At 42.3% G+C, this 24,596-nt stretch carries 18 protein-coding genes; 11 read left to right on the top strand and 7 right to left on the bottom strand.

Annotated elements, in window-relative coordinates; translation table 11 throughout:
- Positions 1-78 precede the first annotated feature (78 nt).
- From EGM47_RS11445 to EGM47_RS11435, 3 genes are all read left to right on the top strand, one after another.
- Entirely contained in the window at positions 79-1,092 is a 1,014-nt protein-coding gene (locus EGM47_RS11445) for a hypothetical protein (protein ID WP_124980960.1), read from the top strand.
- A 165-nt stretch (positions 1,093-1,257) separates the two neighbouring features.
- A complete protein-coding gene (locus EGM47_RS11440; protein WP_124980959.1) occupies positions 1,258-2,532 on the top strand; it encodes a DEAD/DEAH box helicase in 1,275 nt (424 codons plus the stop codon).
- Between the two features lie 270 nt (positions 2,533-2,802).
- On the top strand, positions 2,803-5,043 hold the full coding sequence (locus tag EGM47_RS11435; protein ID WP_124980958.1) for a response regulator: 2,241 nt from the start codon (positions 2,803-2,805) through the stop codon (positions 5,041-5,043).
- Between the two features lie 610 nt (positions 5,044-5,653).
- On the opposite strand, the gene EGM47_RS11430 is transcribed toward EGM47_RS11435, so the two are convergent.
- Positions 5,654-6,283 carry a hypothetical protein gene (locus tag EGM47_RS11430; RefSeq protein ID WP_124980957.1) on the bottom strand — a complete coding sequence of 210 codons (630 nt, stop codon included), beginning with the start codon at positions 6,281-6,283 and terminating at the stop codon, positions 5,654-5,656.
- Between the two features lie 495 nt (positions 6,284-6,778).
- On the opposite strand from EGM47_RS11430, the gene EGM47_RS11425 reads away from it, so the two are divergent.
- The 3 genes from EGM47_RS11425 (at position 6,779) to EGM47_RS11415 (ending at position 11,370) form a co-directional block, all read left to right on the top strand.
- Positions 6,779-8,428: a SulP family inorganic anion transporter gene (locus tag EGM47_RS11425; RefSeq protein WP_124980956.1), complete on the top strand. Its 1,650-nt coding sequence runs from the start codon at positions 6,779-6,781 to the stop codon at positions 8,426-8,428.
- Between the two features lie 347 nt (positions 8,429-8,775).
- Positions 8,776-9,585, top strand: coding sequence for a M23 family metallopeptidase (locus tag EGM47_RS11420; RefSeq protein WP_124980955.1), 810 nt, complete (start codon positions 8,776-8,778; stop codon positions 9,583-9,585).
- 156 nt (positions 9,586-9,741) lie between these two features.
- A complete protein-coding gene (locus tag EGM47_RS11415) occupies positions 9,742-11,370 on the top strand; it encodes an acyl-CoA carboxylase subunit beta (RefSeq protein ID WP_124980954.1) in 1,629 nt (542 codons plus the stop codon).
- Between the two features lie 53 nt (positions 11,371-11,423).
- Here EGM47_RS11415 and EGM47_RS11410 read toward each other — a convergent pair whose 3' ends face one another.
- Both EGM47_RS11410 and EGM47_RS11405 read right to left on the bottom strand, forming a co-directional pair.
- Positions 11,424-13,244, bottom strand: a complete 1,821-nt coding sequence (locus tag EGM47_RS11410) for a polysaccharide lyase (protein WP_124980953.1) — start codon at positions 13,242-13,244, stop codon at positions 11,424-11,426.
- Positions 13,245-13,252: 8 nt separating this feature from the next.
- On the bottom strand, positions 13,253-15,868 hold the full coding sequence (locus EGM47_RS11405; protein ID WP_124980952.1) for a carbohydrate-binding domain-containing protein: 2,616 nt from the start codon (positions 15,866-15,868) through the stop codon (positions 13,253-13,255).
- A gap of 253 nt (positions 15,869-16,121) precedes the next feature.
- Between EGM47_RS11405 and EGM47_RS11400 the strand changes: the two genes are divergently transcribed.
- The gene (locus EGM47_RS11400) at positions 16,122-18,128 is read left to right on the top strand and encodes a DUF3352 domain-containing protein (RefSeq protein WP_124980951.1); all 2,007 of its coding nucleotides are present in this window, start codon (positions 16,122-16,124) and stop codon (positions 18,126-18,128) included.
- Between the two features lie 83 nt (positions 18,129-18,211).
- Here EGM47_RS11400 and EGM47_RS16340 read toward each other — a convergent pair whose 3' ends face one another.
- The 4 genes from EGM47_RS16340 to EGM47_RS11385 form a co-directional block, all read right to left on the bottom strand.
- Positions 18,212-18,385 (bottom strand): hypothetical protein, encoded by a 174-nt coding sequence (locus tag EGM47_RS16340; RefSeq protein WP_164510868.1) that lies wholly within the window; start codon positions 18,383-18,385, stop codon positions 18,212-18,214.
- A complete protein-coding gene (locus EGM47_RS11395) occupies positions 18,373-19,074 on the bottom strand; it encodes an ABC transporter ATP-binding protein (protein WP_124980950.1) in 702 nt (233 codons plus the stop codon). Before EGM47_RS11395 ends, EGM47_RS16340 begins: the two co-directional genes overlap by 13 nt.
- A 53-nt stretch (positions 19,075-19,127) precedes the next feature.
- Complete coding sequence (locus EGM47_RS11390; RefSeq protein WP_240642435.1) at positions 19,128-19,838, bottom strand: O-methyltransferase; 711 nt, start codon at positions 19,836-19,838, stop codon at positions 19,128-19,130.
- Between the two features lie 199 nt (positions 19,839-20,037).
- The gene (locus EGM47_RS11385) at positions 20,038-21,918 is read right to left on the bottom strand and encodes an ABC-F family ATP-binding cassette domain-containing protein (RefSeq protein WP_124980948.1); all 1,881 of its coding nucleotides are present in this window, start codon (positions 21,916-21,918) and stop codon (positions 20,038-20,040) included.
- A gap of 133 nt (positions 21,919-22,051) precedes the next feature.
- Here EGM47_RS11385 and cysQ point away from each other — a divergent pair, with 133 nt between their 5' ends.
- The 4 genes from cysQ to cysD are packed head-to-tail and all read left to right on the top strand — an operon-like array spanning position 22,052 to position 24,588.
- A complete protein-coding gene (gene cysQ, locus EGM47_RS11380) occupies positions 22,052-22,858 on the top strand; it encodes a 3'(2'),5'-bisphosphate nucleotidase CysQ (RefSeq protein WP_124980947.1) in 807 nt (268 codons plus the stop codon).
- Between the two features lies 1 nt (position 22,859).
- Complete coding sequence (locus tag EGM47_RS11375; protein ID WP_124980946.1) at positions 22,860-23,093, top strand: DUF2061 domain-containing protein; 234 nt, start codon at positions 22,860-22,862, stop codon at positions 23,091-23,093.
- A complete protein-coding gene (gene cysC / locus EGM47_RS11370; protein WP_124980945.1) occupies positions 23,090-23,686 on the top strand; it encodes an adenylyl-sulfate kinase in 597 nt (198 codons plus the stop codon). The genes EGM47_RS11375 and cysC overlap by 4 nt, the downstream gene beginning before the upstream one ends.
- Positions 23,683-24,588, top strand: coding sequence for a sulfate adenylyltransferase subunit CysD (gene cysD / locus EGM47_RS11365; RefSeq protein WP_124980944.1), 906 nt, complete (start codon positions 23,683-23,685; stop codon positions 24,586-24,588). The genes cysC and cysD overlap by 4 nt, the downstream gene beginning before the upstream one ends.
- The last annotated feature ends 8 nt before the right edge of the window (positions 24,589-24,596 follow it).

The following is a 24,596-nucleotide window of genomic DNA, read 5'->3' as shown; positions in this document are numbered from 1 at the left end:
ATTTTGCAGATTAATTATTGATTCTCAGCTGCTGAAAATAAGATATTTATGTATTTTCACCGAATCAATTCTCAACTCATGACTTCAATTATAGGGCAATGGAAGTTGTGCTGGCTACTGGTTATCGTAGGTATTTCCGCTTTCGCGAAAGCGAATTCAACAGCCATCTACCCACCAAGCACAATGAATGACGACCAGGTCAGGGTGTTTACCATCAATGCGCAATTCGACCGTAATCAAATCTTTGATCTGATCAGAGAACTGAAAGAAGCTTATAGTATTACTTGTAAGATCAGTGGTTATCAACGTTCTTCTGGTGTGACCAGTAAATTAGGATTGAACCTGATCTCTGATCAAGGCAACGAGTTTTCCATTTTAGCAGAAGACAAAAACGGAATCAAAGACATTTGTTTGAAAATCGATATCCAGAAGAATTTGATCCTTTACTTTGATTATTGTGATCTTGGAGCAAAAAACGAAAAACCAGCCCAGCCATCAGTTCAAAAGATGGATGAAAAACCTGTACAGACCGAATCCGATGTATCTGCCCAACGCGTGAAGGAACCGCACCGACCGCATCCTGTCAAAAAACAAGAAGCACCCCAACAAAATGCTGTTGATAATCACAGGAAGAAAATGGATCCAGCTGCTGACACGGCCGTCAAATTAACTACAGAGCAGCGCAAGACCACAACTCGACAACCCAATTCGGATTCCAATCCTAACCACCGGGCATTGGAAAAGGAAATCAGTGCCACGGAGAAACAAAAGGCCAGGCTATCAGATCAGGCAGAAAAAGCACGAAAACAAAAGATCGAGGAGGAGATGAAGCTTCAAGCCATCAAAGAGCGACAGGCTTTAATTGAACAAGCGATTGAGCAAAAATCCAATGAGGAAAAGGCACATCAAAAGCACAAGGAAGCCTTGAGAAAACGCGCTCAGGCCATCCAGGAAGAAAAATTTAAGAGTAAAAGAGTTACAGAAGAGTTGCGACTCAAGAAATTAGAGGAGGAAAAACGGCGCATCTTGCAAGAAGTCGAAGCCTTGAGAAAAAAAGCTGCCGCTGTGAAACAAGAATCAAAACGCACGTAGAGTCAAGGAAAATTGAGGAAAAGCCTGTGATGGCCAAGGTCGCAGCCTTAGGAATCTCAAAAAGGGCCAATGCTGTAACACAGATGGGATGAAGAAAAAGGACTTTAGTATTAATCTAGTCTTTAGCCGACTTCAAAAGCGTACCTTTGGCGCTTAATATTTTTCATGACATTTAAAGAATTAGGACTTGTAGATCCCATCTTACGCGCATTGCAGGATCAGGGCTATGAACGTCCCACACCTATACAATCACAATCTATCCCGGTTTTGCTCGAAGGCAAAGATTTATTGGGATGTGCACAAACAGGAACAGGTAAAACAGCAGCATTTTCTATCCCAATTGTTCAGGATTTGTACCGCCAACCCAAAGAAAAGGGTAAGCGCAAGGTCAAAACATTGGTGGTTACACCCACACGTGAACTTGCGATTCAGATCGGTGAAAATTTCACAGCATACACCAAATACACGGATATTAAAAACACGGTCATTTTCGGTGGTGTAAAACAGACATCTCAAGTTTATGCTTTGCATCAGGGTGTGGATGTGTTGGTGGCTACGCCTGGACGTCTATTGGATTTGATTGGTCAAAAGTTCATCACGCTAGAGTATATCCAGCATTTTGTATTGGATGAAGCGGATCAGATGTTGGACATGGGCTTTATTCATGACATCAAAAAGATTTTAAAATTACTCCCACAACAGCGTCAATCTTTATTCTTTAGTGCCACTATGCCCTCTGCAATAGTGAAATTATCTAACGAGATTTTAGGGAATCCTGCACGTGTCACGATCGCCCCAGAAAAAACTACCGCAGAAAAGGTTGAACAACAAATTTACCACGTCAACAAGGTGAACAAAACCAAACTATTGGTTCATTTGTTACAGGAAAAATTGACCGAACCGACCTTGGTTTTTTCAAGGACAAAGCATGGTGCCAATAAAATTGTAAAAATTTTGGATAAAGCTGGCATCAAATCAGCTGCCATTCACGGGAATAAATCACAGGCCGCAAGGCAACGCGCTCTTCAACATTTCAAAGATGGCGACCTCAGTGCATTAGTAGCTACAGATATAGCGGCCAGAGGCATTGATATAGATGAGTTGTCCTATGTGGTCAACTATGATCTTCCCAATGTCCCTGAATCCTATGTACACCGCATAGGTCGGACAGGTCGGGCTGGTGCTAGTGGATTGGCTATATCTTTCTGTATGCTGGAAGAACGACCCTACCTCAAGGATATTGAAAAATTGATCAAAACCAAGATTCCAGTCGTAGAAGAACACGAGTACGAATTCAGGATGGAAGATGCGGCAGAACCAACGCATAAAAAACAAGGCCAGCGTCCACCCAGGAGGAAAAATAGCTCATCCAATCCATCTGGAAAATCATCTGGTAATTATAGCTCCGGAAACAGGAATCGGAACCGAAAAAGAAACTAAAACGGAAAAGGGAGTGATAGTCATAAAAGCTTTTCAATAAAGGGCCTCCACGGATTTATTTGACAGAGTGACTACCTTTTTTAATCATCAAGTTTAAACAATAAACTTTTTTATGATCGACCAATGAAACCCTCATTTGCTCATTGGTATCACATATGGTCAATTTATTGACTTATATGACACAATTAGCTGCTGTTATCTTGGTTTTAATATAAGTTCTCGTAGGAATATATTACATTAGCTGTGCAGATAAGAATTTGTTATTCCAAAATGCCAAAGCCAATCCGTTTCTTTTATTCTCTTCTGTGTGCTACCTTTTTACCTCTATCGGTAATCTTAGGTTTTGTCAATTTTCAGGATCCTGACGTGCAGCCTTCTCAGGAGGTTGGCAAAATATCGCTCGATTCAATGGTAAGTGTTGTTCGCGGATATTATTATTCCAAGGATTACGAATTAGTCATAGAGAATGGACAAAAGCTTCTACAACAGGCCGAAGAGCGCAATGATCTCAAGTCATTTGTCAATACGTCTAGTTTGTTGGGTAGCTCACTCTTACAATTAGGCGATACAGTACAATCTCAGGAGATTTTTGAGCGTAGCTTGCGTAAAGCCAAGGAATTGGATGATACCCAGAGTATACTCACCGCCTCCATTGATTTGGGCAATGTTTATGCCATCAGCGAAGATTACAGCTCAGCCATCAAAAATTATCAAAAGGTGCTTCCCCTGGCCGAACAAGTCAACGATACTATCTCCCTGTTCCTGCTGAATTATAATATTGGTGAATCTTTTCTTGAATTGGATCAAGCCAAGGACGCCAAGCCGTATATTGAATCTTCAGAAAAATATGTATCCAGTTTGGTCGATGCTTACAAGGCAGGTCAGAAATCCTTGTTCGGTAAATACTATTACAGTACCCAACAATTCAATGCCGCGGCCGATGAGTTAGTGCAAGGAATCAAATTGGCCGAATCCTCGGGTTTCAAGGAAATATTGGTAGAAATTTATAAGACTTATGCCAGCGTTGAGGAGGGTAGAGGAAACTATGCATCTGCCTTGGATAAGTTACAAAAGTTCAACGAACTGAATGAAGAAAAATATCAGGTAGATAAAATCAATGCCGTCGAAAGCGCGGTAGCTAAATATAAGGTGGATAAAATCCAGCAGGAACTTAAAAATGCGAGGATAGAAAAGCAGCTTACAGAGGAACGGGCTTCAAGAAATAGTATTCTTGCCCTAGGTATTGCGGTAGCTGTTTTCCTCAGCTTTATCTCTATATTACTATATATCATTCAGGTCAAACGTAAAAAGTTGCTTGTTGATCTACAGGAAAAAAATAAATTACTTGCCCTTGCCAAAGAAAAAAGTGACCTGCTGCGTGAGGCGAAAGATGCGTTATTTTCAAGGATAAGTCATGAATTGCGTACGCCGATGTATGGTATCATAGGTATCTCCAATTTGATGATCGATAATGAGGAAGAGGCCCACAATGTGGAAAACATTAAATCCTTAAAATATAGTGGTGACTATTTATTGTCCTTGATCAACAATGTATTGGAAATGAACCGGATGAATCGCGTTCAGGATGATTTCTTAAAAAAAGAGGCTTTTAATTTAAGAAAGGCTTGTCACTATGCTATGGACTCCGCAAGATATATGGCGCAAAACGACAGCAACCAGTTCAACTTAGTTATCGACCCGCAAATCCCCAAAAAAGTTATAGGAGATCGTTCCAGGTTGTCTCAGGTACTTATTAATCTGTTGGGTAACGCTGCCAAATTTACCGAACATGGAGAAGTGCGCTTAACCTTAACCAGTACGCAAATCAATCCTGAAGGCCATTATATTAGATTTGAAATCAAGGATAACGGCATCGGGATTCCTGCAGAAAGACAATCGATGATATTTGAAGAATCAACCCAGATCAAACATCTTCATGAGAATGAAGGAACTGGATTGGGATTACCTATTTCTAAAAAGATCATCGAGTTGCACGGTGCTGAAATCGAATTAACCAGTGCGGTAGGTGAAGGAACAACGATCGCATTCACTATTTGTTATGAACCGGTAAAAGAGGTAGGAAGCGTTTCTGGCGTAGAACAGGATAAAGCTGGTCTCCAATCAATTGAAACTTCAGCATTACCTGAAAATCTTAGGTTACTGGTGGTAGATGACAATAAAATTAATCAGATTGTAACCAGAAAAATATTAGAATCGGCAGGCGCAAGGGTTGAACTCACAGATAACGGTAAAAGTGCCGTGGAATTGATGCGGGACAATACCTATGATATGGTGTTTATGGACATCAACATGCCTCCTGGTATCGATGGATTTGAGGCATCTAGGCAAATCAGAGAGTTTGACAAAGAAACTCCTATTATCGCTTTAACTGCGGTTGAGCAACGGGAGATCAAACAACGGATGGAAGATTCTGCGATGAATGATTACGTCATCAAACCATTTGAAAAATCAAAGTTTTATCAGAAGATTCTAAAGCATCTGAATAAGTAGGGCCATCAGGTGTTGAATTGATCCTAAAGACTATTTTTAGGAATAAAGTTTTTGGACTTTTCCGGTACCGCCAACTCATTATTTTTACAAAAAACAGTTCATTGCTTTCATTAAGCAGGTTCGATAAGGGTTTATCTTGTAGAAAATAATAATCGCTTGTAAGAAGTTTTGATGCGTTAGTATTGTTGGAATGCTCTGAGGTCATCTGTTCAAGAGATGAGGCAGGGGTAATCATATGAGATGTTGAATATGAGCAGTTGGTCAACGCATTGTTTTGTGCTGTTTATTGTTTTCTCTTTTTGACAAGTCTTTCTAAGCATTTAGAGCTTGGCGAATAAGAATGGTCTCCAGACTAATTCATACTAGTTCCTAATAAACCGTGAAGGTTTAAAAATTTGAATTGAGCAAAACGGGACTTTAAATGAAAATCATACTGAAAGCGAGTTGATCATTCATTCAGCAAGAGAGTCATAGGACATTATAAACAGTCGGCTATGAATTACTGAATAGACTCCGCATATCAGTTTGCAGTTGAACAGAATACAGCCTGTATGCCTATCCTAAAGAATTCACAGCGAAAGAGAAATTATAAAGGAGAAGTGTTAAGTCCTTATCCGTGATGCTTCATAATCACCCACTTTTGGATGGTTGCATCATAGACCAAACGCATCATTTCATATTGGGCACAACCCATATGACTATTCACTTGAATCTGGTTTTGAGGTAATGAATCTCCACTTAGCGGTAATAAGTCCATACGGCCATCAACGGGATATAACCATATTTGCGTGCCATCAGGAGCCGCTTGTATACCTGAGATGGTCAAGTTGGTTGATCCAGTTCCAGAAGTATTAGGATGCTCCATACGGATAATTGATTTTCCTTCATTACGGTCTCCTGGTAAAATAACGATGTCTAAATTGTCGATGATACCATCTGACGGAATAACTAATGGAGGTAGATCTCCAAATTTCATGACTTCTCTTTTGGCCCTAATCGTATTTCCTTCAACTTCAATATCCTCCCCAAATTCAACTGGAACCATATTCCCTAAAGCATCTACGCCGATCAATCTGATGGCGCCACTTCCTGGAGTTCCGCTGGCAGCATCCATTAAATTGCGCACCCTAATGTTTCCATTTACATCCAACTCGGCTTGGGGATCAGAAGTATTAATACCCACTTGAGCCATGGATAATGTACCGATCAAAAACAAGAAGAATGCAGGAAATTTGTGCATGAAAGAAATTTTAAACGAAAATACAAACATTATTGATTGATTCTAAGAAATTTATAGAAAACCATAATTTCTATAAAAAGTTTTGGTCGTTTATCGATAATATTCAACGCAATCGACTCTTTATGTAGCTTTTACGCCACGAAGAGGCAAGTGATGACCTGGTGAAAAACTGATACTGGAACGAATGTTTTCATTGCAAAATTTTACTCGGCCTAGTCCATTTTCAATCCCAAGAATGCTTTAAAACAAGAAAATAGCAACACTATCTCTCCCTTCACGTTCATCGACTTTTTTGTTTCACTTATTTACGTCACAAATCGACTAAACTTGAGTAGGGTAAAGTCATGATCACATTCTAGAGGTTGTTCAAAAGCGGGCTATTGATTCGTTTTGACCAATGGTAGTGTAACTTCTATCCAATTTACAGCTCCCAGAAGAATGACCTGCCGTCAAGCCTAAAAAAAAGCGTATTTTTGCCCGCTTAAATCACAAATGATGGGCAAGATCTTCAATAATTTCATCGGAAATCTAAAGAATGACCTCTTATCGGGACTGACCGTTGCTTTGGCCTTAGTTCCAGAAGCCATAGCTTTTGCTTTTGTGGCTGGGATCAAAGACCCCATGGTAGGCCTATATGGTGCATTTATGATGGGGTTGATCACCTCGCTCTTTGGTGGACGCCCTGGTATGATCTCTGGAGCTACAGGAGCCATGGCAGTAGTAATGGTGCATTTGATAGCTGTAGGTAATGAAGTAGGTGATGGTCTTACACAACCTATTGAAAATCTAGGTCTACAGTGGCTTTTTATTACCTTACTTTTAGTGGGAGTGATTCAGATGTCCGCAGGACTCTTTAAATTGGGGAAGTTTGTGCGACTTATACCTCACCCGGTTATGATGGGATTTGTAAACGGTTTAGCCATTGTGATTTTTCTTGCTCAATTGGGATTGTTCCCTAGCATCAGTGAGATGGGAATGTTTGAAGAAAACACTACTTTTTGGTCAGACCTATTCAGTAATGGTGAATTCTGGATCATGTTGTTTTTTGTATTGTTGACCATGGCCATCATGTTCTTCCTTCCGAAGCTCACCAAAGTTGTACCCTCAGCTCTGGTAGCTATTGTGGTAGTGGCAGGAATTACAATTTTTCTTGGACTTGATACCGAAACCGTGGGTTCCTTTCTAAGAAAAGGTGCTGGTGAGGAGGCAACACTGCAAGGTAGTCTGCCTTCTTTTCAATATCAAATTTTTAGCCTGATCGATACCATGAAAGGCAATTGGTCGCTCATTTTGGGTAGTGCAGTTACCTTGGCGGCGGTAGGTTTAATTGAATCTTTAATGACTTTAAATCTTGTCGATGATTTGACTGATACTCGTGGGAGCGGGAACAGGGAATGTCTTGCTCAAGGTGCTGCCAATATGGTCAACGGACTCTTTGGAGGAATGGGTGGTTGTGCCATGATCGGTCAGTCGATCATCAATGTTAACTCTGGTGGTCGTGGCCGACTCTCTGGTGTCGTTGCAGCAGTGGCTTTGTTGATGTTCATTCTTTTTGGAGCGCCAGTGATCGAGCGCATACCTATTGCTGCCCTTGTAGGCGTCATGTTCATGGTGGTCATTGGTACATTTGCCTGGAGTAGCTTTAGGATCATTAATAAGGTGCCACTTTCTGATATTATTGTTCTAATTACAGTGAGTGCCATTACAGTGATTGCCGACCTTGCCATTGCTGTAGTTGTCGGAGTGGTGATGAGTGCTCTGGTATTTGCTTGGAATTCTGCTAAACGCATTAGGGCACGTAAGAGTCTCAAGGAGGATGGGACCAAGGTCTATGAGATCTGGGGTCCGCTATTCTTTGGATCGGTGACAGCCTTCAACTCAAAGTTTGACCCCAAGAACGATCCAGATCAGATCGAAATTGACTTTATTGAGTCCAGGGTGCAAGACCACAGCGGAGTAGAAGCATTGCGTAATCTGGCCAATAAATACTTGGATCAGAACAAAAAGATAAAACTTACCCACTTGAGTCCAGAATGTCAAGGGCTTCTGCTCAGAAGAAACCCAGAGTTTGCCAGTATTATTGAAACCAGTGTGGAGGATCCAAGATACCATATCGCTACAGATCTTCTGGACGCTGAGGTCTAAGTCTTTATCTTTACTTAATGCTGGCCTTTAAAAGGCAACTTCGCCATATCACGTGCTCCTGGTAGTTAGCCTGAGTAGCGCGGCTAAATCAGTTCAGTCCCATCTAGTCTACGGCCTTCTTTTGCGCATCAAATGGTTGAGTTAGCAACCCTATATCGACTAGCTACTTGACTAGCTTTCTATCATTCCTAGGAAGTTTTATCTTTTTGAATTCCAGAAAAATTAGTGGAAAAGCTTGGACTTTTTGTACAGATTCGTTGATTTGATGAGTTGTTTAAGGCGATCCTGGCACAATAACTGCAGAGTGATAAACGTTAATAAATCCTTAATACGATTGGTTTCTTTCTATGCGAATTCTCCTTTTATTGGTCTTTCTATCCAGTTGTTCCCTATATTCTCAGGCTCCAGCGATCAAAGCTGCAGCGTTTAAAACAGACTGGGGTTTTTCTTATCGGGTCACCAATGCTGAACCTGTACCCGTATCTGTGCGTCTGATCGGTACCTTGGTCAATCTCACAGCTTCAACGACATTGGATCAGGTATTTGTGGTACCTGCGCACGCCGCGGACTTTGAAATAGTTCAATTGAGACCCAAAACAAAAGGCAAGTATGGCTATAACTTACGAACTTCTTATTTGTGGGGAGACCAGCGTAAATCTGATTATGATAAAACCTTTCTCTATCATTTACCTTATGCCAAAAAATCAGCCTGGAGGGTTTCGCAAGGGTACCATGGTAAGAGTACGCATCAGGACACTTATGCGATAGATTTTACCATGCCCATAGGTACACCAGTGCATGCAGCCCGTGGTGGAGTGGTTATTCAAGTCAAACAAAATGAAACCAAAGGTTGTACCGCTCCTGAATGTATGAAAAAGGCCAATTTCATTAGGATTCTACATCGGGATGGAACCATTGCAGAATATACGCATCTGAAGTACAGAGGTGCTGTGGTTAGGAAAGGAGATCGGGTGGAACGCGATCAGATGATTGGTTATAGTGGAAATACTGGCTGGACGACCGGACCACACCTGCACTTTACCGTCTATCAGCCTCGTTTTGCCAAAAAAAGCCGCACCATTCCAGTTCGCTTTCGTTTGGAGCGTGACCGAGTGGCCGATTTGTTGGTAGAAAACAGAAGCTACCGTAAGCCCTGATTGAAGAAATACTTTTTTTTACATCCATACTACATCAGTACCACATCTTCTACAATTACTGAGATGTTTATTTCGCTTAAAGCGAAAGTTAAGCCTTTTCCCAGCCGAGATCTGTACGCTTAAAATCCTTATTTTTGGTCAAAGACTAAATAATACATGGATATCAACTTCAACAAGAACGAAGATCACAATAAATTACTGCTGTCTGATCTGAATAGAAAATTGGGCAAAGTCCACCTAGGGGGTGGTAAAAAACGCATTGAAAAACATCACGCCAAAGGTAAGTTGACTGCACGTGAGCGTATTGACTACCTACTCGACGATGCGGAAAAATCTATTGAAATTGCCGCTTTTGCTGGAGAAGGAATGTATGAAGAACACGGCGGTTGCCCGAGTGGAGGTGTGGTAGTGAAAATAGGTTATGTGCAAGGACGACAAGTCATCGTTGTAGCCAATGATGCTACCGTCAAAGCCGGTGCCTGGTTTCCAATTACCGGAAAAAAGAACCTGCGGGCGCAAGAAATCGCCATGGAAAATAAATTGCCCATTATTTATTTAGTGGACAGTGCTGGGGTATATCTTCCCATGCAGGACGAAATATTTCCTGACAAGGAACACTTTGGAAGAATTTTCAGAAATAATGCCGTGATGAGCAGTATGGGAATTACTCAAATTGCTGCCGTTATGGGAAGTTGTGTGGCCGGTGGGGCTTATTTGCCTATCATGAGTGATGAGGCCCTGATTGTAGATAAGACGGGAAGCATATTCCTGGCAGGTAGTTACCTGGTCAAGGCAGCTATCGGAGAAAGTATTGACAATGAAACCTTGGGAGGCGCTACTACCCATTGTGAGATCAGCGGTGTTACCGATTATAAAGCTAAGGATGATAAAGATGCGCTGGACAAGATCAAGAATATCATGGATAAGATCGGCGCAGTTGAATCAGCTGGCTTTCATAAAAAGGAAAGTAAGTCTCCGGCCGAGGATCCAGAAGAGCTTTTTGGCGTGCTTCCGCGAAAGCGAAGTGACCAATATGATATGATGGAAATTATAAACAGACTGATTGACGCTGATTCTTTTGAAGAATATAAAGCTGGATTTGGTCAAACCATCATTACAGGTTACGCGCGGATTGATGGTTGGGCGGTAGGTATAGTTGCAAATCAAAGAAAGATCGTTAAAACCAAAAAAGGCGAAATGCAATTTGGCGGTGTGATTTATAGCGATAGTGCCGATAAAGCCACTCGTTTTATTGCCAATTGCAACCAAAAGAAAATTCCGCTGGTTTTCTTACAAGACGTGACCGGATTCATGGTTGGTTCAAAATCTGAACATGGCGGTATCATTAAAGATGGCGCTAAAATGGTGAACGCCGTTTCTAACAGTGTGGTTCCTAAATTCACCGTGGTGATAGGTAACAGTTACGGTGCTGGTAATTACGCCATGTGTGGAAAAGCTTATGATCCAAGACTTATCGTGGCTTGGCCTACTGCCGAGTTGGCCGTGATGAGTGGAAATAGCGCCGCCAAGGTATTGATGCAAATAGAAAAAGCATCCCTTGAAAAGGATGGAAAAAAACTGAGTGAGGAAGAAGAACAGGAACTTTTTGCCAAAACTAAAGACCGATATGATCAGCAAGTCTCTCCCTATTATGCAGCTTCCAGAATTTGGACGGATGCTATCATAGATCCCAGAGATACACGCAAATGGATCTCCATGGGGATTGAAGCCGCTGATCAGGCTCCCATTGAAAAGCCTTTTAATATGGGTGTGCTCCAAACCTGATCTACAACAAATAAAAAAGCCATTGATCTTACATCAATGGCTTTTTTTTGAGCTTATCTTTTTTGAATTTTTTCAATCCAGCGCTCTTGGTTTTGATTATAAACCTCTATCAGGTATAATCCAGGTGCCAATGCTGAGGTATCCAGTTGATTGTTGACCATCTTGGCCAGTTGGACTTCCTGTCCGCTCAGGTTCATGACCCTGATACTTTCAATTTTCCCGGGCACCTGAATGTGGAGTAAACCTTCCACCGGATTAGGGTAGAGTTGGATTTGATCAATATTTCGATGGACAACTGAACTTTTGGCACTTCCGCAATCTGGGGCTGTGGTCGAATTGCTGAAATACAGGCTAAAGCCTTGGTTCTTGGAAACCATTACAAAATTACCTCCGTCATCGGTTACCCAATAATCACCATCCAGACCAGGTATTCCTGATCCGTTGATACTTACGTCTGGCGAACTCGTATTAAAGGATGCGACGCTGGCATTTCTAAGATCCACATAGTAGGAAGGTACACCGTTTGAAGTGTTTATGGCAAAAGTGTATAATCCATTGACAGGTGCATCGTAATTGATGGTAAACTTTCTAAAGTTAGATAGGCTGGGGCCACCAGATCCTAAAATATGCACTTCGTTAAAGACCTCGCGGTCATATAAAGGCAGCGGACTGCTGCTAGGTGTTCCAAAAGTGCAGCTGCCTCCGCTGCTACCGCCACCATTATCTATGGAGTTTACAGTGATGCTGGTTTGAGCAGTAGCGGTAAATCCGTCGGTTCCGGTTTCCACCGCTTCGACACTGATGGTATAGGTGCCCGCAGCGGTTGGGGTCCATTGGGTGGAGTAAGGAGCCGTCGTATCTGTAGCGATGGTTTGTCCATCCACTGTAAAGTTCACCTGTGCGATTCCCTTATCGTCTGAGGCGTTGGCTTGAATGCTGACCGTATCTCCAACATCTACCGCCGAATTTGCTGTTGGGCCTACAAGGCTAACACTAGGCGGTAAATTAGTATTCACGTTCCCACCAGTTGGAGGTCCAATACGCGTGGTGGATACTTTAAAATCATCAAAGTAGGCATGCACATCTTTGGTAGGCTGGAAACTGGAATCAGATCCTCCAAAAAATGAGGACAAATAAATGGCATTAAGGCTGATATCAGATTCTCCGGACTGACGATAATCTTGTGCGTCGGTAATGTTAAGTGCCAGCTGTCCATCCAACCATCCGCGCATGATACCATCGGCTTGGCCTGGTGTGTTGAGTTTGTGATACATCTCGACATGGTGCCATTGGCCTTTCGTGAATTTGACCTGGTCTGGCTGAGGTTCACCGTTAGGTTCATTCACAGGGTCTATCAAGCTCCAATTGATAGAAGCCCTGTATTCTGGCCTGGTCGGGGTGGTGTTATAATGCACATAGGTTTCCACCAGTCCGTTGTATCTCCACATCAAACGCAAGGACATATTTTTATCACTGGACTGGTAGGCCAGACCGGGTAGTTTTCCACCGGCTCTGAATTCAAAATCATTGGGGAAGAATACCAGATAGCTGATGTATAATTCGTCATGCACCTGCTGGTCATCCAGATAGATCTTGGTGTGAATTCCGCTTTCTCCTGTTTTGACTTTGCCCTGCGGATACAAAACACGCAGACTGTTCCCTTGGTTGGGTCTTGCCTCCATCGAGATTCTTCCTTCATCGGCTCCTTTACAAAACGCGACACCCAGGGCGGTTTTTATTTGATCCAGATTGTACACGCCTGTAGCCAGATGGTTAAAGTCCATATCATAGACATCTGCCGTTTGACCAATGGCCGGTCGACAAAACAGGGCAAGTACAATTAATACTAAGTAGTTGGTAGTAAATTTTTTCATAATTATTCTTATTGTTGGTTAGGGATGATAAGTTTTAAGGTTTGTTGGTTAGTTTCTTGTTGAATGTTCAAAAGATAGATGCCACCTGGGACACCAGATATATCTAAGCGATGTGTAGCTCGGTTTACGGCCAAATTTTTCTTAAGTACAACAACTCCTTTTAAGTCGATCAATTGGAATTGGGTGCTTTCAAGAGGATTGAGGTTACTTAGCTCTACCTGCGAACCTTTGGCTGGGTTTGGTGAAATACTATACGCTGTGGCTTGCTCAATGATGAATTGAGTTTTGGCTTCGCCGCAAACCGGTGCTGTACTGCTGTTGCTGAAATACAAAGTATAGCCGTTGTTTTTGGAGACCATTACAAAATTACCTCCATCATCCGTGACCCAGTAATCGCCATCTAATCCTGGAATACCTGATCCGCTGATACTGACATCCGGCGAACTCGTATTGAAGGATGCAGTACTGGCATTTCTTAGATCTACATAGTAGGAGGGTACACCATTTGAAGTATTAAAGGCAAAAGTGTACAATCCATCGGCAGCCGCATCGTAATTGATGGTGAATTTCCTAAAATTAGAAAAAGTAGGCCCACCAGAACCCAATACGTGTAGCTCCTTGAAAACTACCCGGTCATAGGTTGGCAATCCACTGCTGGCTGGGGTATTAAAGCTGCAGCTCCCGCCGTCACCTGTGCCGCCTCCACCAGGACTGGCCAGGTTAAAACTCAGCTTATTGAGATTAAAACTTCCTCCATTAATGGTAAGCCTCAATACTTGATCGTTTCCTCCAGTGATAGCAATATTGTTTAAACTCACCTCGGCCCAGGTTTGCCATCCTGTTGTATTAGGAACGGGAATATCACCTAATGCATTTCCATCCAAGCTTAGAGAAACTGATTTAGCTGTGTCAGAATTACTGGCCACACGTAGTGTAATATCATAGGTACCAGCTTGGACTGAAGCAATGCTATATTCCAACCATTCTCCATTTTGGGTCCAACCTACGTTAAAGCCTCCGCCTATGTCTGTTGTGTTTTGGATGTCCACTCCCTCAGAACGGTATTGGCTTCCATTATTGGAAGTATCCGCATCGTTGTAGGCAATTCCCTGACCACCGTTGTCAAAATCCTCTGCCTCAACTACACCAGGAATGCTCAGACTGGTATAAGGAGTTTGGGGAGTTGGCTGATTCGCATCGACGGTCACATTCACACTACTGGAAGTCGTGGTGGCACCATCGTTATCAGTTGCTTTGGCGGTGAAATTATAAGTTCCTGCGCTGATATTAGAAATGGTGTAGTTATAACTGGGCGTGGTGTCTTCACCTATTTTGGATCCATTGGCGTAAAATTCAACCTTGGTTACATTACCATCTGCGTCGCTCGCGTCGGCGCTAATGGTGAGGTTGCTACCAGCCGTGATGGTGGTGTTATTGTTGGGGGAATTAATGCTCACAAGGGGTGTCTGATTGCTTCCTCCGCTGCAAGGAACTATATTCCAGGAAGGACAGCTCAAAGTGACGTAATTGGCAGTGCCATCACTTACAGGGAAGTCCGGACCACTAGGTACTCTAGTGTTGTTCCACACATGTACGTCGGAAGGGTCACCTTGTTTCTTTCTTACTGTGTTGATGTCTGAAGCGCGACTCCCCAAATTAAAAGTATTGTTGAAAATAGCCAGTCGGAAGCCCGTTTGATAGCCAGTTCCTCGGTCCAAAAAGTCTATTCCCGCATTAATGATGGTGGAACCGTCCAGATTAAAGACATTGTTATATACAAAAGCATTTGCTCCCTTTAGGTCGATAAAGGCATCGGCGCTGTTGGCTCCAGAAATTCCATCCGCAGAAAAAGTACAATTGCGTATAATGGTGTTATTGGTGCCTTCTTTGACATCTACACCTTCGGCGGTTACATTTGGTCCAACTACACAAAATTCAAGGGTGTTATTATCGCAATCACGGTCATACATATCGTGTTGTCCTTTATCAGAACCTACGTATAAACCTTCACCTATCCCAGGTTTTTTTATTCCCGTGTTATATACCTGACATCCGGTAACCAGGTTATTGCTGGACCCATCTCGCAGGTGGATACCTTCTTCACCTATATCGTGTACAGATACATTCTCAATATGACAATTATTAGCACGATCCAGCACTAGACCTTTAGAACCTTCTTCCAGTTCAAGATCTTTGATAATCCAGTGATTACCCAGGATACGCATGATATAGCCGTCATAAATATTATTAGGGCCTTTGAGCACAGGTCTGTTGGTGCTGCTTGCTCCTCTGAGTATTATGGGTTGACTGGCAGTTCCATTCTGATTGGAATAAAAGCGCGAGGCTTTACCGTCATTGTCGGGTAAATCCGTTTTGGAAGTAGCGGTATAGATACCACTGGCAATCACAATCTCATCGCCGGGAGCCGCATTTCTCATCGCATCAAGAATACACTGGACCGTACTGCAATTGATGGTTTGTACCAATGTGGCTGACTCGTTTTTATCGATAGGACCAGGATTTGCAGTGCTCCATAGAGAGGTCATGCCTATCCAACAAATCATCATTAAGGACTTTTCTATAACAGAAAATCCGGAAAACGATTGTAGGGTAAAAGTTTTCATATATAAGTTGTTAAGGGTTAGGGTGTTCAAAGCATAATAGTTTGACTAAACTAAAGTACTGCATCGACCGATCTGACATGAGACCATTTGTACAGTAGAGGGGCACAATTGTCTAATAAAATGTTAAAATCGACCAGTGACCTTGCATCTGAATCAATGTTAATGAGTTGAAGCAGAGTTAAGAATAATTTCCATCCTAACTTTTCCAATGCAGGTTTTGCTTGTACTTTTAGACCCAATAAGATCTTTGATTATGAGGATAAAAAAGCTTTTGTGGATTGTTGGCGTGGGTTTGTTGATATACCTGTTGTATTTAGTGGCATCGTTTTTTTTGTGGGAAGAAGAGCGTATCCAAGGTTTTTACCTGATCCCAGAGGATGCTATTTTCTTTATGGAAATGGATAAACCCATCAAAAACCTTGAAGTGTTGGCTGAGAGCCAGATTTGGGATCACTTCCAGACCCAACCTCAAATCCGTGAAATGAGCGCCAAACTCAATTCAGTAGATTCGCTTTTTCAAGACGACACAGACTTATTTAAACGAATTGGAGACCGGGACCTGATCATCTCGGCCCACATGATTGCTCAAGATGACTATGCCTTTCTCTACATTGCCGATCTGCGAAAATGGTCCAGATTGTCACTGCTTAAAAGCAATATCAATCAATTTTTTAGAGAAGGATATGAGGTCACCAGCCGAACTTATAAAGAGGTAGAAATCACTGAAGTAACCGACCAAGAGACTTTTGAAACCCTTTCTCTGGCTTTTATCAAAAACCAATTGATCGCCAGCTATACGCCGCAATTGGTAGAAAAAAGCGTAGACGCTTCCATCAATCCGCAAATAGGTAGGAACCTCCAATTTCTGGAAGTCCAAAGACAGGTGCGCAAGGATGATCTTTTTAGATTTTATCTCAATCACCAGCTGTTGAGTGATTATTGGCAGGTTTTTTCTAAAGAGGAGAGCGCTATTATTCAAACCCTGGAAGAATATTTTGACTTTTCTGGATTCAAGGTAGATGTAGAAGATGATCGATTGCTGGTGGCACAAGGCGCTTCCAATGGTAATGGTACATTACAGAATTTAATTACTGCCCTGGACGAGGCTGGGACAGGGTCAATTGATGCTACGACCGTTTTACCTCAAGAAACTGCGCTTTACGCCAGTTTTGGTTTTAATAGTTTTTTGGATTTACATGACAATTTTTACGGGTTATTGGAAGAACGACAACCTGAGATGGTAAAGGAATACCGCACCAATAGAAAAAAGGTCGAAAATTTTCTAGACATCGACCTGCAAGCCGATTTTTACAATTGGATGGGTGATGAATTGGCGTTGGTCCAGTGTGGGAACCCTGGGCAAGGTTCAGGTCAGCCAGCTTTTGGTGATAAGGAAGGTTTGGCTGTGGTCATTAAGGCCAATGATATCGCTTTCGCGAAAGCGAGCCTGGAGAAAATTCAGGAAAAAATCAGGAAAAAGACACCGGTCAAATTTCAAGAAGTACCTTATCGGGATCACAAAATCAACTACCTGCAGATCAAAGGTTTTTTTCAACTTATTCTGGGATCACTATTTGAAGATATTGAAAAACCATATTATAGTATTATTGATGAATTTGTGGTTTTTAGTAATTCGCCCAGAACCATCAAGCTTTTCATAGATGGCTATGAAGATCGGACCAGTTTGATTGGCGATGAAACCTATCGCGAATTTGTGGATCATTTTAGTTCGCAAAGCAACATTTTTCTCTACGTCAATACCAATAAATTGGCCAACGCTTCAGAGCGCTATTTGACACCATCTTCCCGACAACAATTGCGAGAAAACCGATCCTTTTACTCTCAATTCACTCATCTGGGATTGGAGCTTAAGGCCGAGAAAAAGAGCTTTGAGACCCGTATGGTCATCGCTTATGATCCCGATTATGATATTGAGGCCATAGAACTGGAAGAACGTACCCGCAAAATACCGCTGGATCTGGTAAATGTAAAAAAAGAGGAAATTGATAAGGCAACAGTATTTGATATTCCGCCTATATTTCCCTCTGATTTTACGGCTTCCTATTATGAGGAAAAACACCTGAACGGAAAAACCAAAATGAAGGTCAGGCTTAAGGATGGCATCCCTGACGGACGTTACAGATCCTATTATTTTGACGGGCAGCTGCGTATTTCTGGACGATTTGATGAAGGCGAACAAGCCGGTCGATGGAAAGCTTATTTGAGAAATGGTACGCTATTTCACAAAAAAAGATTTTAAATCCGATCAGATGGAAATAATGAGGTTGATCAAGTTGAAAGAAGTTTAGTTATAACTCCATTCTGGTCAAGGTGTGATTCAAGCTACTCCTTTTCTCTCTTTTGCTTTTTCTTTTCCCGGAAGGACTGCTTAAAATTGCGTCTGCGTCTATCCTTGACACTTCCTTGTCGGCTTTTATTCCAAACCAGGAAAACAAAGAATGCGAGAATGACTCCACCAATATATATCCAATCTTGATAGGTGTTTATGAATTCCATGCTTTGTTTCTGGTATCACTTTCGATCACGCCGTCACGCAAACGTATAATTCTATGGGCATGTTCGGCGATGTCTTCTTCATGCGTTACGAGAATCACGGTATTTCCATCAGCGTGAATCTGGTCAAATAAGGCCATGATCTCTACTCCGGTTTTGGAGTCCAGGTTACCGGTGGGTTCATCGGCTAGAATAATGGAAGGTCTGTTGACCAAAGCCCTTCCCACGGCTACCCGCTGGCGTTGTCCACCAGAAAGCTGATTGGGTTTGTGGTCCATCCGATCAGCCAATCCTACACTGGTAAGTACCTCTTCTGCTCGTTGATTTCTTTCTTTTTTGGACTTTCCCGCATAGATCATAGGTAGCGCCACATTGTCCAGTGCTGTAGTACGAGGCAATAGATTAAAGGTTTGAAAGACAAATCCGATTTCTGTGTTGCGTATATCGGCCAGTTGGTCGTCAGAGAGCATCGATACATCCACACCATTGAGTCGATAAGACCCGGAAGTAGGGGTGTCCAGGCAACCCAAGAGGTTCATAAAAGTTGATTTTCCAGATCCAGAAGGTCCCATAAAGGCTACATAGTCTCCTTTTTTGATATCCAGGTCGATGCCTTTTAGGACGTGAACGGTTTCTTGTCCCAATCTAAAATCACGGATGATGCCGCGTGTCTCGATCACATTTTCACTCATGAAACGAAGTTATGAATTATCTTCGACGGTATGACGATACAGCCGCCCAAACGTTACACCTTGATATAAAAGCTTTCCTGCAATTGTTCTTTACGCAAGAAAAGCAACCCCCACTGAAAGCTGTCCACACTAGCCGTTACTTTGGGATGTTTGGTCAATTTTCTCCAAGCACTGGTCATATCAGCCGACCAGTAAATATCATCGAGTATAAACACCGTATTCGGATGAGAAAAAGGCAGCAGTTTCTCAAAATAATCCAAGGTGGCTGGTCCATCGTGATGCCCATCGATAAAAATAAGGTCATAGGTGCCATCAGGATGATGCGGTAATTTACCGTCTAGAAAATCGGCAAAACTTCCGGTAATTACCTGCACATTTGTTAGGTGATGTTGTTCTAGTTGGGATTGAGCAAATTCGGCCACAGCAGGTGATCCCTCCAGGCTTGTAATGCTGGCTTCTGGTCTCGCAGTGGCCAGTGCATGAGTTCCCACTCCAAGGGAGGTTCCCAATTCCAATATGCGATCGGCTTTAAAATACTTGGCGATCCTAAACATCATTTTGGTGCGCTTTGCACTGGTGCAGTTATACTTTAGAATGTCAGCGATTTTTCTTTCGTCCGTTGCCAGTCGTTTGCTGCCAGCTCCGAAATCTTTAATTTTTAAGTGGGATGGATTATTTTTTACGCTTTCGCGAAAGCGCGATAAGGCTTGATATTCCGGGTAAGCAGATTTGTCCTTTAAACAGTTTTTTTCCAAGCTAAACACAAATGGAGAATGTATACCATGCAGGTGGAAAGACTTCAAACTGTGTCTCAAATAATGTCGTATCGAATGAAGTAGGGACAATGTTCTTTTTTTATGCTTGGTGTACAGTTAATATTGATGGCAGATCAACAGGTATAAAAATAAGACGCCAAAGAAGAAGATCAAGTTGTAATAAACATCTGATGACAGAGGACATCAGTTAATCTCCAAACTTTTCAGAACATTCCAGCCATTCCATTTCCACTTCCTCTAGTTCGGATTTAACGGCTTCGAGTTCGATCGAATTTTTGGTCAGGTCTTCTGGGTTCAGGTCAGGATTTAAAAAAGATTCCTGCAAGATATCCCGGCGTTCTTCCAGCTTTTTGATTTTGTTCTCTAGGCGAGAAAGCATTTTTTGTTGTTCTCTGGTGGGGCCGGTAGCCATCTTTTTAGGTTTTTCTTCTTGCGCAACCGTTTCCTTTTCGCCTTGAGCGGTACTGTCATCGTCCAGTGCAATATCTGTGTTGCCAACATAAGCCCTGAAATCGCTATAATTCCCAGGGAAATCTGTGATATGTCCAGATTGGTTAAAAACAAAGAGGTGGTCCACTATCTTGTCCATAAAATAACGATCGTGGCTCACCACGATGATACAACCAGGGAAGTCCATCAGGAAATTTTCCAGGATATTCAATGTGGGAATATCTAGATCATTGGTAGGTTCATCCAGGATCAGGAAATTTGGATTTTGAATAAGCACAGTACAGAGGTATAAACGCTTGCGTTCCCCACCGCTGAGCTTCTCTACGAAGTCATGTTTTTTCTTATTGTCAAACAGAAATCTTTCCAACAACTGGCTCGCACTGATGATTTTTCCTTTGTTCAGTGGGATATACTCTCCGTATTCCTTCACCACATCGATGACTTTTTGACCAGGTTTGATGGAGATACCGCCTTGGGTATAATAGCCTAATTTTACCGTTTCACCGACCACCACTTTCCCTGTGTCGGGTGGTAAGGCACCAGTAATCATATTGAGGAATGTAGATTTTCCCGTACCATTTTTACCGATAATACCCAGTCGTTCACCACGCAGGAAGTTATAAGAAAACTCTTTGATCAAGGTGTTATCTCCAAAGCTTTTACTGATCTTGTGCAATTCGACCACCTTGGTACCCAGGCGTTCCATATTGATTTCGAGTTCGACTTGATGATCCTTACGCCTGTTGTGGGCGGCAGCTTTGATCTCATAGAAATCATCGATGCGGGACTTTGATTTGGTACGCCTGGCTTTAGGTTGGCGACGCATCCAATTCAACTCCTTTTTGTACAGTTGTTGGGCTTTTTCCTGAGTGGTTTGCTCAATTTCCAGCCGTTCCTGTTTTTTCTGCACGTAATAGGAATAATTTCCTTTATAGGAATAGAGTTGGCCCTGATCCAGTTCGATAATTTCATTGCATACCCGATCCAAGAAATAGCGATCATGGGTAACCATAAGAATGGTGTAATCTTCTTGTTTAAAGTACTGTTCCAGCCACTCAATCATTTCCAGATCAAGATGGTTGGTCGGTTCGTCCATGATTAATAACTGCGGATCAGAGAGCAAAGCGATGGCCATAGCAATGCGCTTTTTTTGTCCGCCACTCAATTGGCCTACTTGTTGGGTCAGGTCGTTGAGTTGTAGTTTGGACAATATCTGGCGGTATTTAGTTTCAAAATCCCAGGCATTGACCGCATCCATAGCATCAATTGCCTGCTGCATTCCTTCGGGATCATCGGTGTTTTTCATGGCCCGCTCATACCTGGCGATGACTTTCATAATAGGAATATCACTGTCTAGAATCACCTCTTCAATACTTCGATCGGGGTTCAGGTCAGGTTCTTGGGACAGAAAAGCCAGTTTTAAACCGTTGCGGTAGGAAACCTGGCCATTATCAGGGGCTTCTTTTCCGGTGATAATATTAAGCAATGAGGTTTTACCATAACCGTTTTTGGCAACAAAGCCGATTTTCTGCCCTTGATTGATGCCCAGAGAGATATTCTCAAAAAGCATCCGATCTGCAAAGGAACGGGAAACATTTTCAACGGTGATATAATTCATGCAGCAGCAAATTGGAATTGGGCTGCTAAATTAAGGGTAATTGACCGATTGTCTATATATAAAGATCAACTGGTTATATCTGATCGTCTGTCTAGGGCCTATTCATTCGATATAGTTTACTTTTGTTGGCTCCATGGGTAACAAGATTGACAGTTTTTTGATTGAAGCCATTAAGGCAAGCCTGGTCGCTGGAGAAGCTATAATGGAAATTTATGATTCCAACTCCTTTGAGGTGGATCATAAATCTGATGATTCCCCATTGACCCAAGCAGATATAGCATCCAATGCAAAAATTATAGCTGCGTTGAGCCCAACCGAAGTACCTATCATCTCTGAAGAAATTGCCAACCTACCATATGCAGAGCGCAAAGACTGGGAAAGTTGCTGGATTGTAGATCCGTTGGATGGAACCAAAGAGTTCATCAAAAGAAATGGAGAGTTTACCGTCAATATCGCTTTATTGGACAAGGGTAAATTAAGCATAGGTGTTATATATGTACCTGTGCATCGGCAACTCTATTTCACACAACCTGACATGAAGAAGGCATATGGATTGGTTTGGGAAGACCAAGAATGTACCTTATCAAATTTAATGGAACAGGCAGAGCCGCTTGTTCCAAGAAAAGATAGTAAAATACTGAAAGTCATAGGTAGCAAATCCCATATGAATGAGCTTACGAGAGATTATGTAGATGGGTTGGCCATGCAAGATGATCGACCGCTGGACATTGTGGCGGTGGGTAGTTCGCTTAAGTTTTGCGAGGTCGCTGCGGGAAAAGCAGAAATTTACCCTAGGTTTGGACCTACGATGGAATGGGATACAGCAGCTGGTCAAGCCATTTGTGAGGCAGCCGGGTTAGATGTAATTCAAGCTGATACGGGGGTGCCCCTACAGTATAACAAAGAAGATTTATACAATCCCTATTTTATAGTCAAATAAGATGGAAGTTTCAAAAAAGAGGCATATCGCCAAAACAATCACCTGGAGGATCATTGCCAGTGTTACTACATTTATCTTGGCCTATCTGTTTTTCAAAGAAGATCCGGACGCTGCCACCAAGGCTACTGGTGTCGCGCTGGCCGAAACTGTGATCAAAATGGTGTTATATTACTTTCACGAGAGAGCCTGGTATAAAAGCAATTTTGGGATTAAAAACAGAGCGGACAAGTCATGAGTGCTGAGCATATTTACAAACATGATTTTAGCGATATTATCGCAAAAAGAAAAGCCCTCAAAGGTCACCAACCCTTATTGATATGGTTTACTGGTCTTTCAGGCTCAGGAAAAAGCACGCTGGCTCGTCATCTCGAATTATTTTTGAATGATCAGGGAGTTCATACCTTTGTGCTGGATGGAGATAATCTCAGAACAGGCCTCAATGCAGGTTTAAGTTTTAGTGCTGCAGACCGAACAGAGAATCTTAGACGTGTCGCTGAGGTAGCCAAACTTTTTCTGGATGCAGGGACAGTTGCGATTTCTGCTTTTGTATCTCCATTACAAGAGCAACGGTCGATGATAAAGACCATAGTAGGGGCTGAAAATGTGTTTGAAATATTTGTAAGCACATCCTTAGAAATTTGCGAAAATCGAGATGTCAATGGCTTATACAAAAAGGCAAGATCAGGAGAAGTGAAGAACTTTACTGGGATCAGTGCGCCTTATGAAAAACCAAGTGATCCAGATTTAATAATTGATACCGAAAAAATGGATATACCTGAGGCCATTGAAGAAATTGCCACAGCCATTATGAAAAAAATACAGCCATGAGTAAATTCTTTTTAGATTACCTAGAGGAGTTGGAGGCCGAAGCGATGTATGTCATCCGTGAGGTATGGGCGCAGTTTGATCGCCCGGTCATACTTTTTAGCGGCGGGAAAGACAGTATTGTTGTTACCCATCTGGCACAGAAAGCTTTTTACCCTGCCAAGATTCCATTTAAATTGCTTCATGTGGATACGGGGCATAATTTTCCAGAGACCATAGCCTTTAGAGATCGCATTGTTGAGCAGAAGGGCGTCGAGTTGATTGTGGGAAGCGTACAAGCATCTATAGATCAAGGAAGAGTTAGGGAAGAAAAAGGAAAACATGCGACACGCAATGCCTTGCAAACAGTAACCTTGCTGGACGCGATTGAATCCCATGGTATTGATTGTGCAATTGGTGGAGCAAGACGTGATGAAGAAAAAGCCAGGGCCAAAGAGCGTTTTTTCTCACATCGCGATGACTTTGGTCAATGGGATCCAAAAAACCAAAGGCCTGAGTTGTGGAACATCTTAAACGGAAATCATTACCAAGGGGAGCATTTCCGTGCGTTTCCTATCAGCAATTGGACGGAGATGGATGTTTGGAACTATATTTTGAGGGAAAAAATAGAAATACCTAGCCTTTATTTGGCGCACGAGAGGCAAGTGATTTGGCGCAATGATGCCTGGCTACCTTACTCAGAATTCCTACCACAAGTTGACCCTTCTGAAATTCAAACCAAGAAGGTAAGATTCAGGACCTTAGGAGATATCACCATTACGGGTGGAATGGAGTCAGAGGCTGATACCCTGGAGAAAATCATAGTAGAAGTGGCGGCACTTAAGCAGACTGAACGCGGTAACAGGAGCGATGATAAAAGATCAGAAACCGCGATGGAAGACAGAAAGAAACAAGGATATTTTTAATAAGGCAG

The organism is Nonlabens xiamenensis, from assembly GCF_003865345.1.
GTDB classification, from domain to species: Bacteria; Bacteroidota; Bacteroidia; order Flavobacteriales; family Flavobacteriaceae; genus Nonlabens; species Nonlabens xiamenensis.
This window is presented reverse-complemented; position numbering and strand designations above follow the sequence as displayed.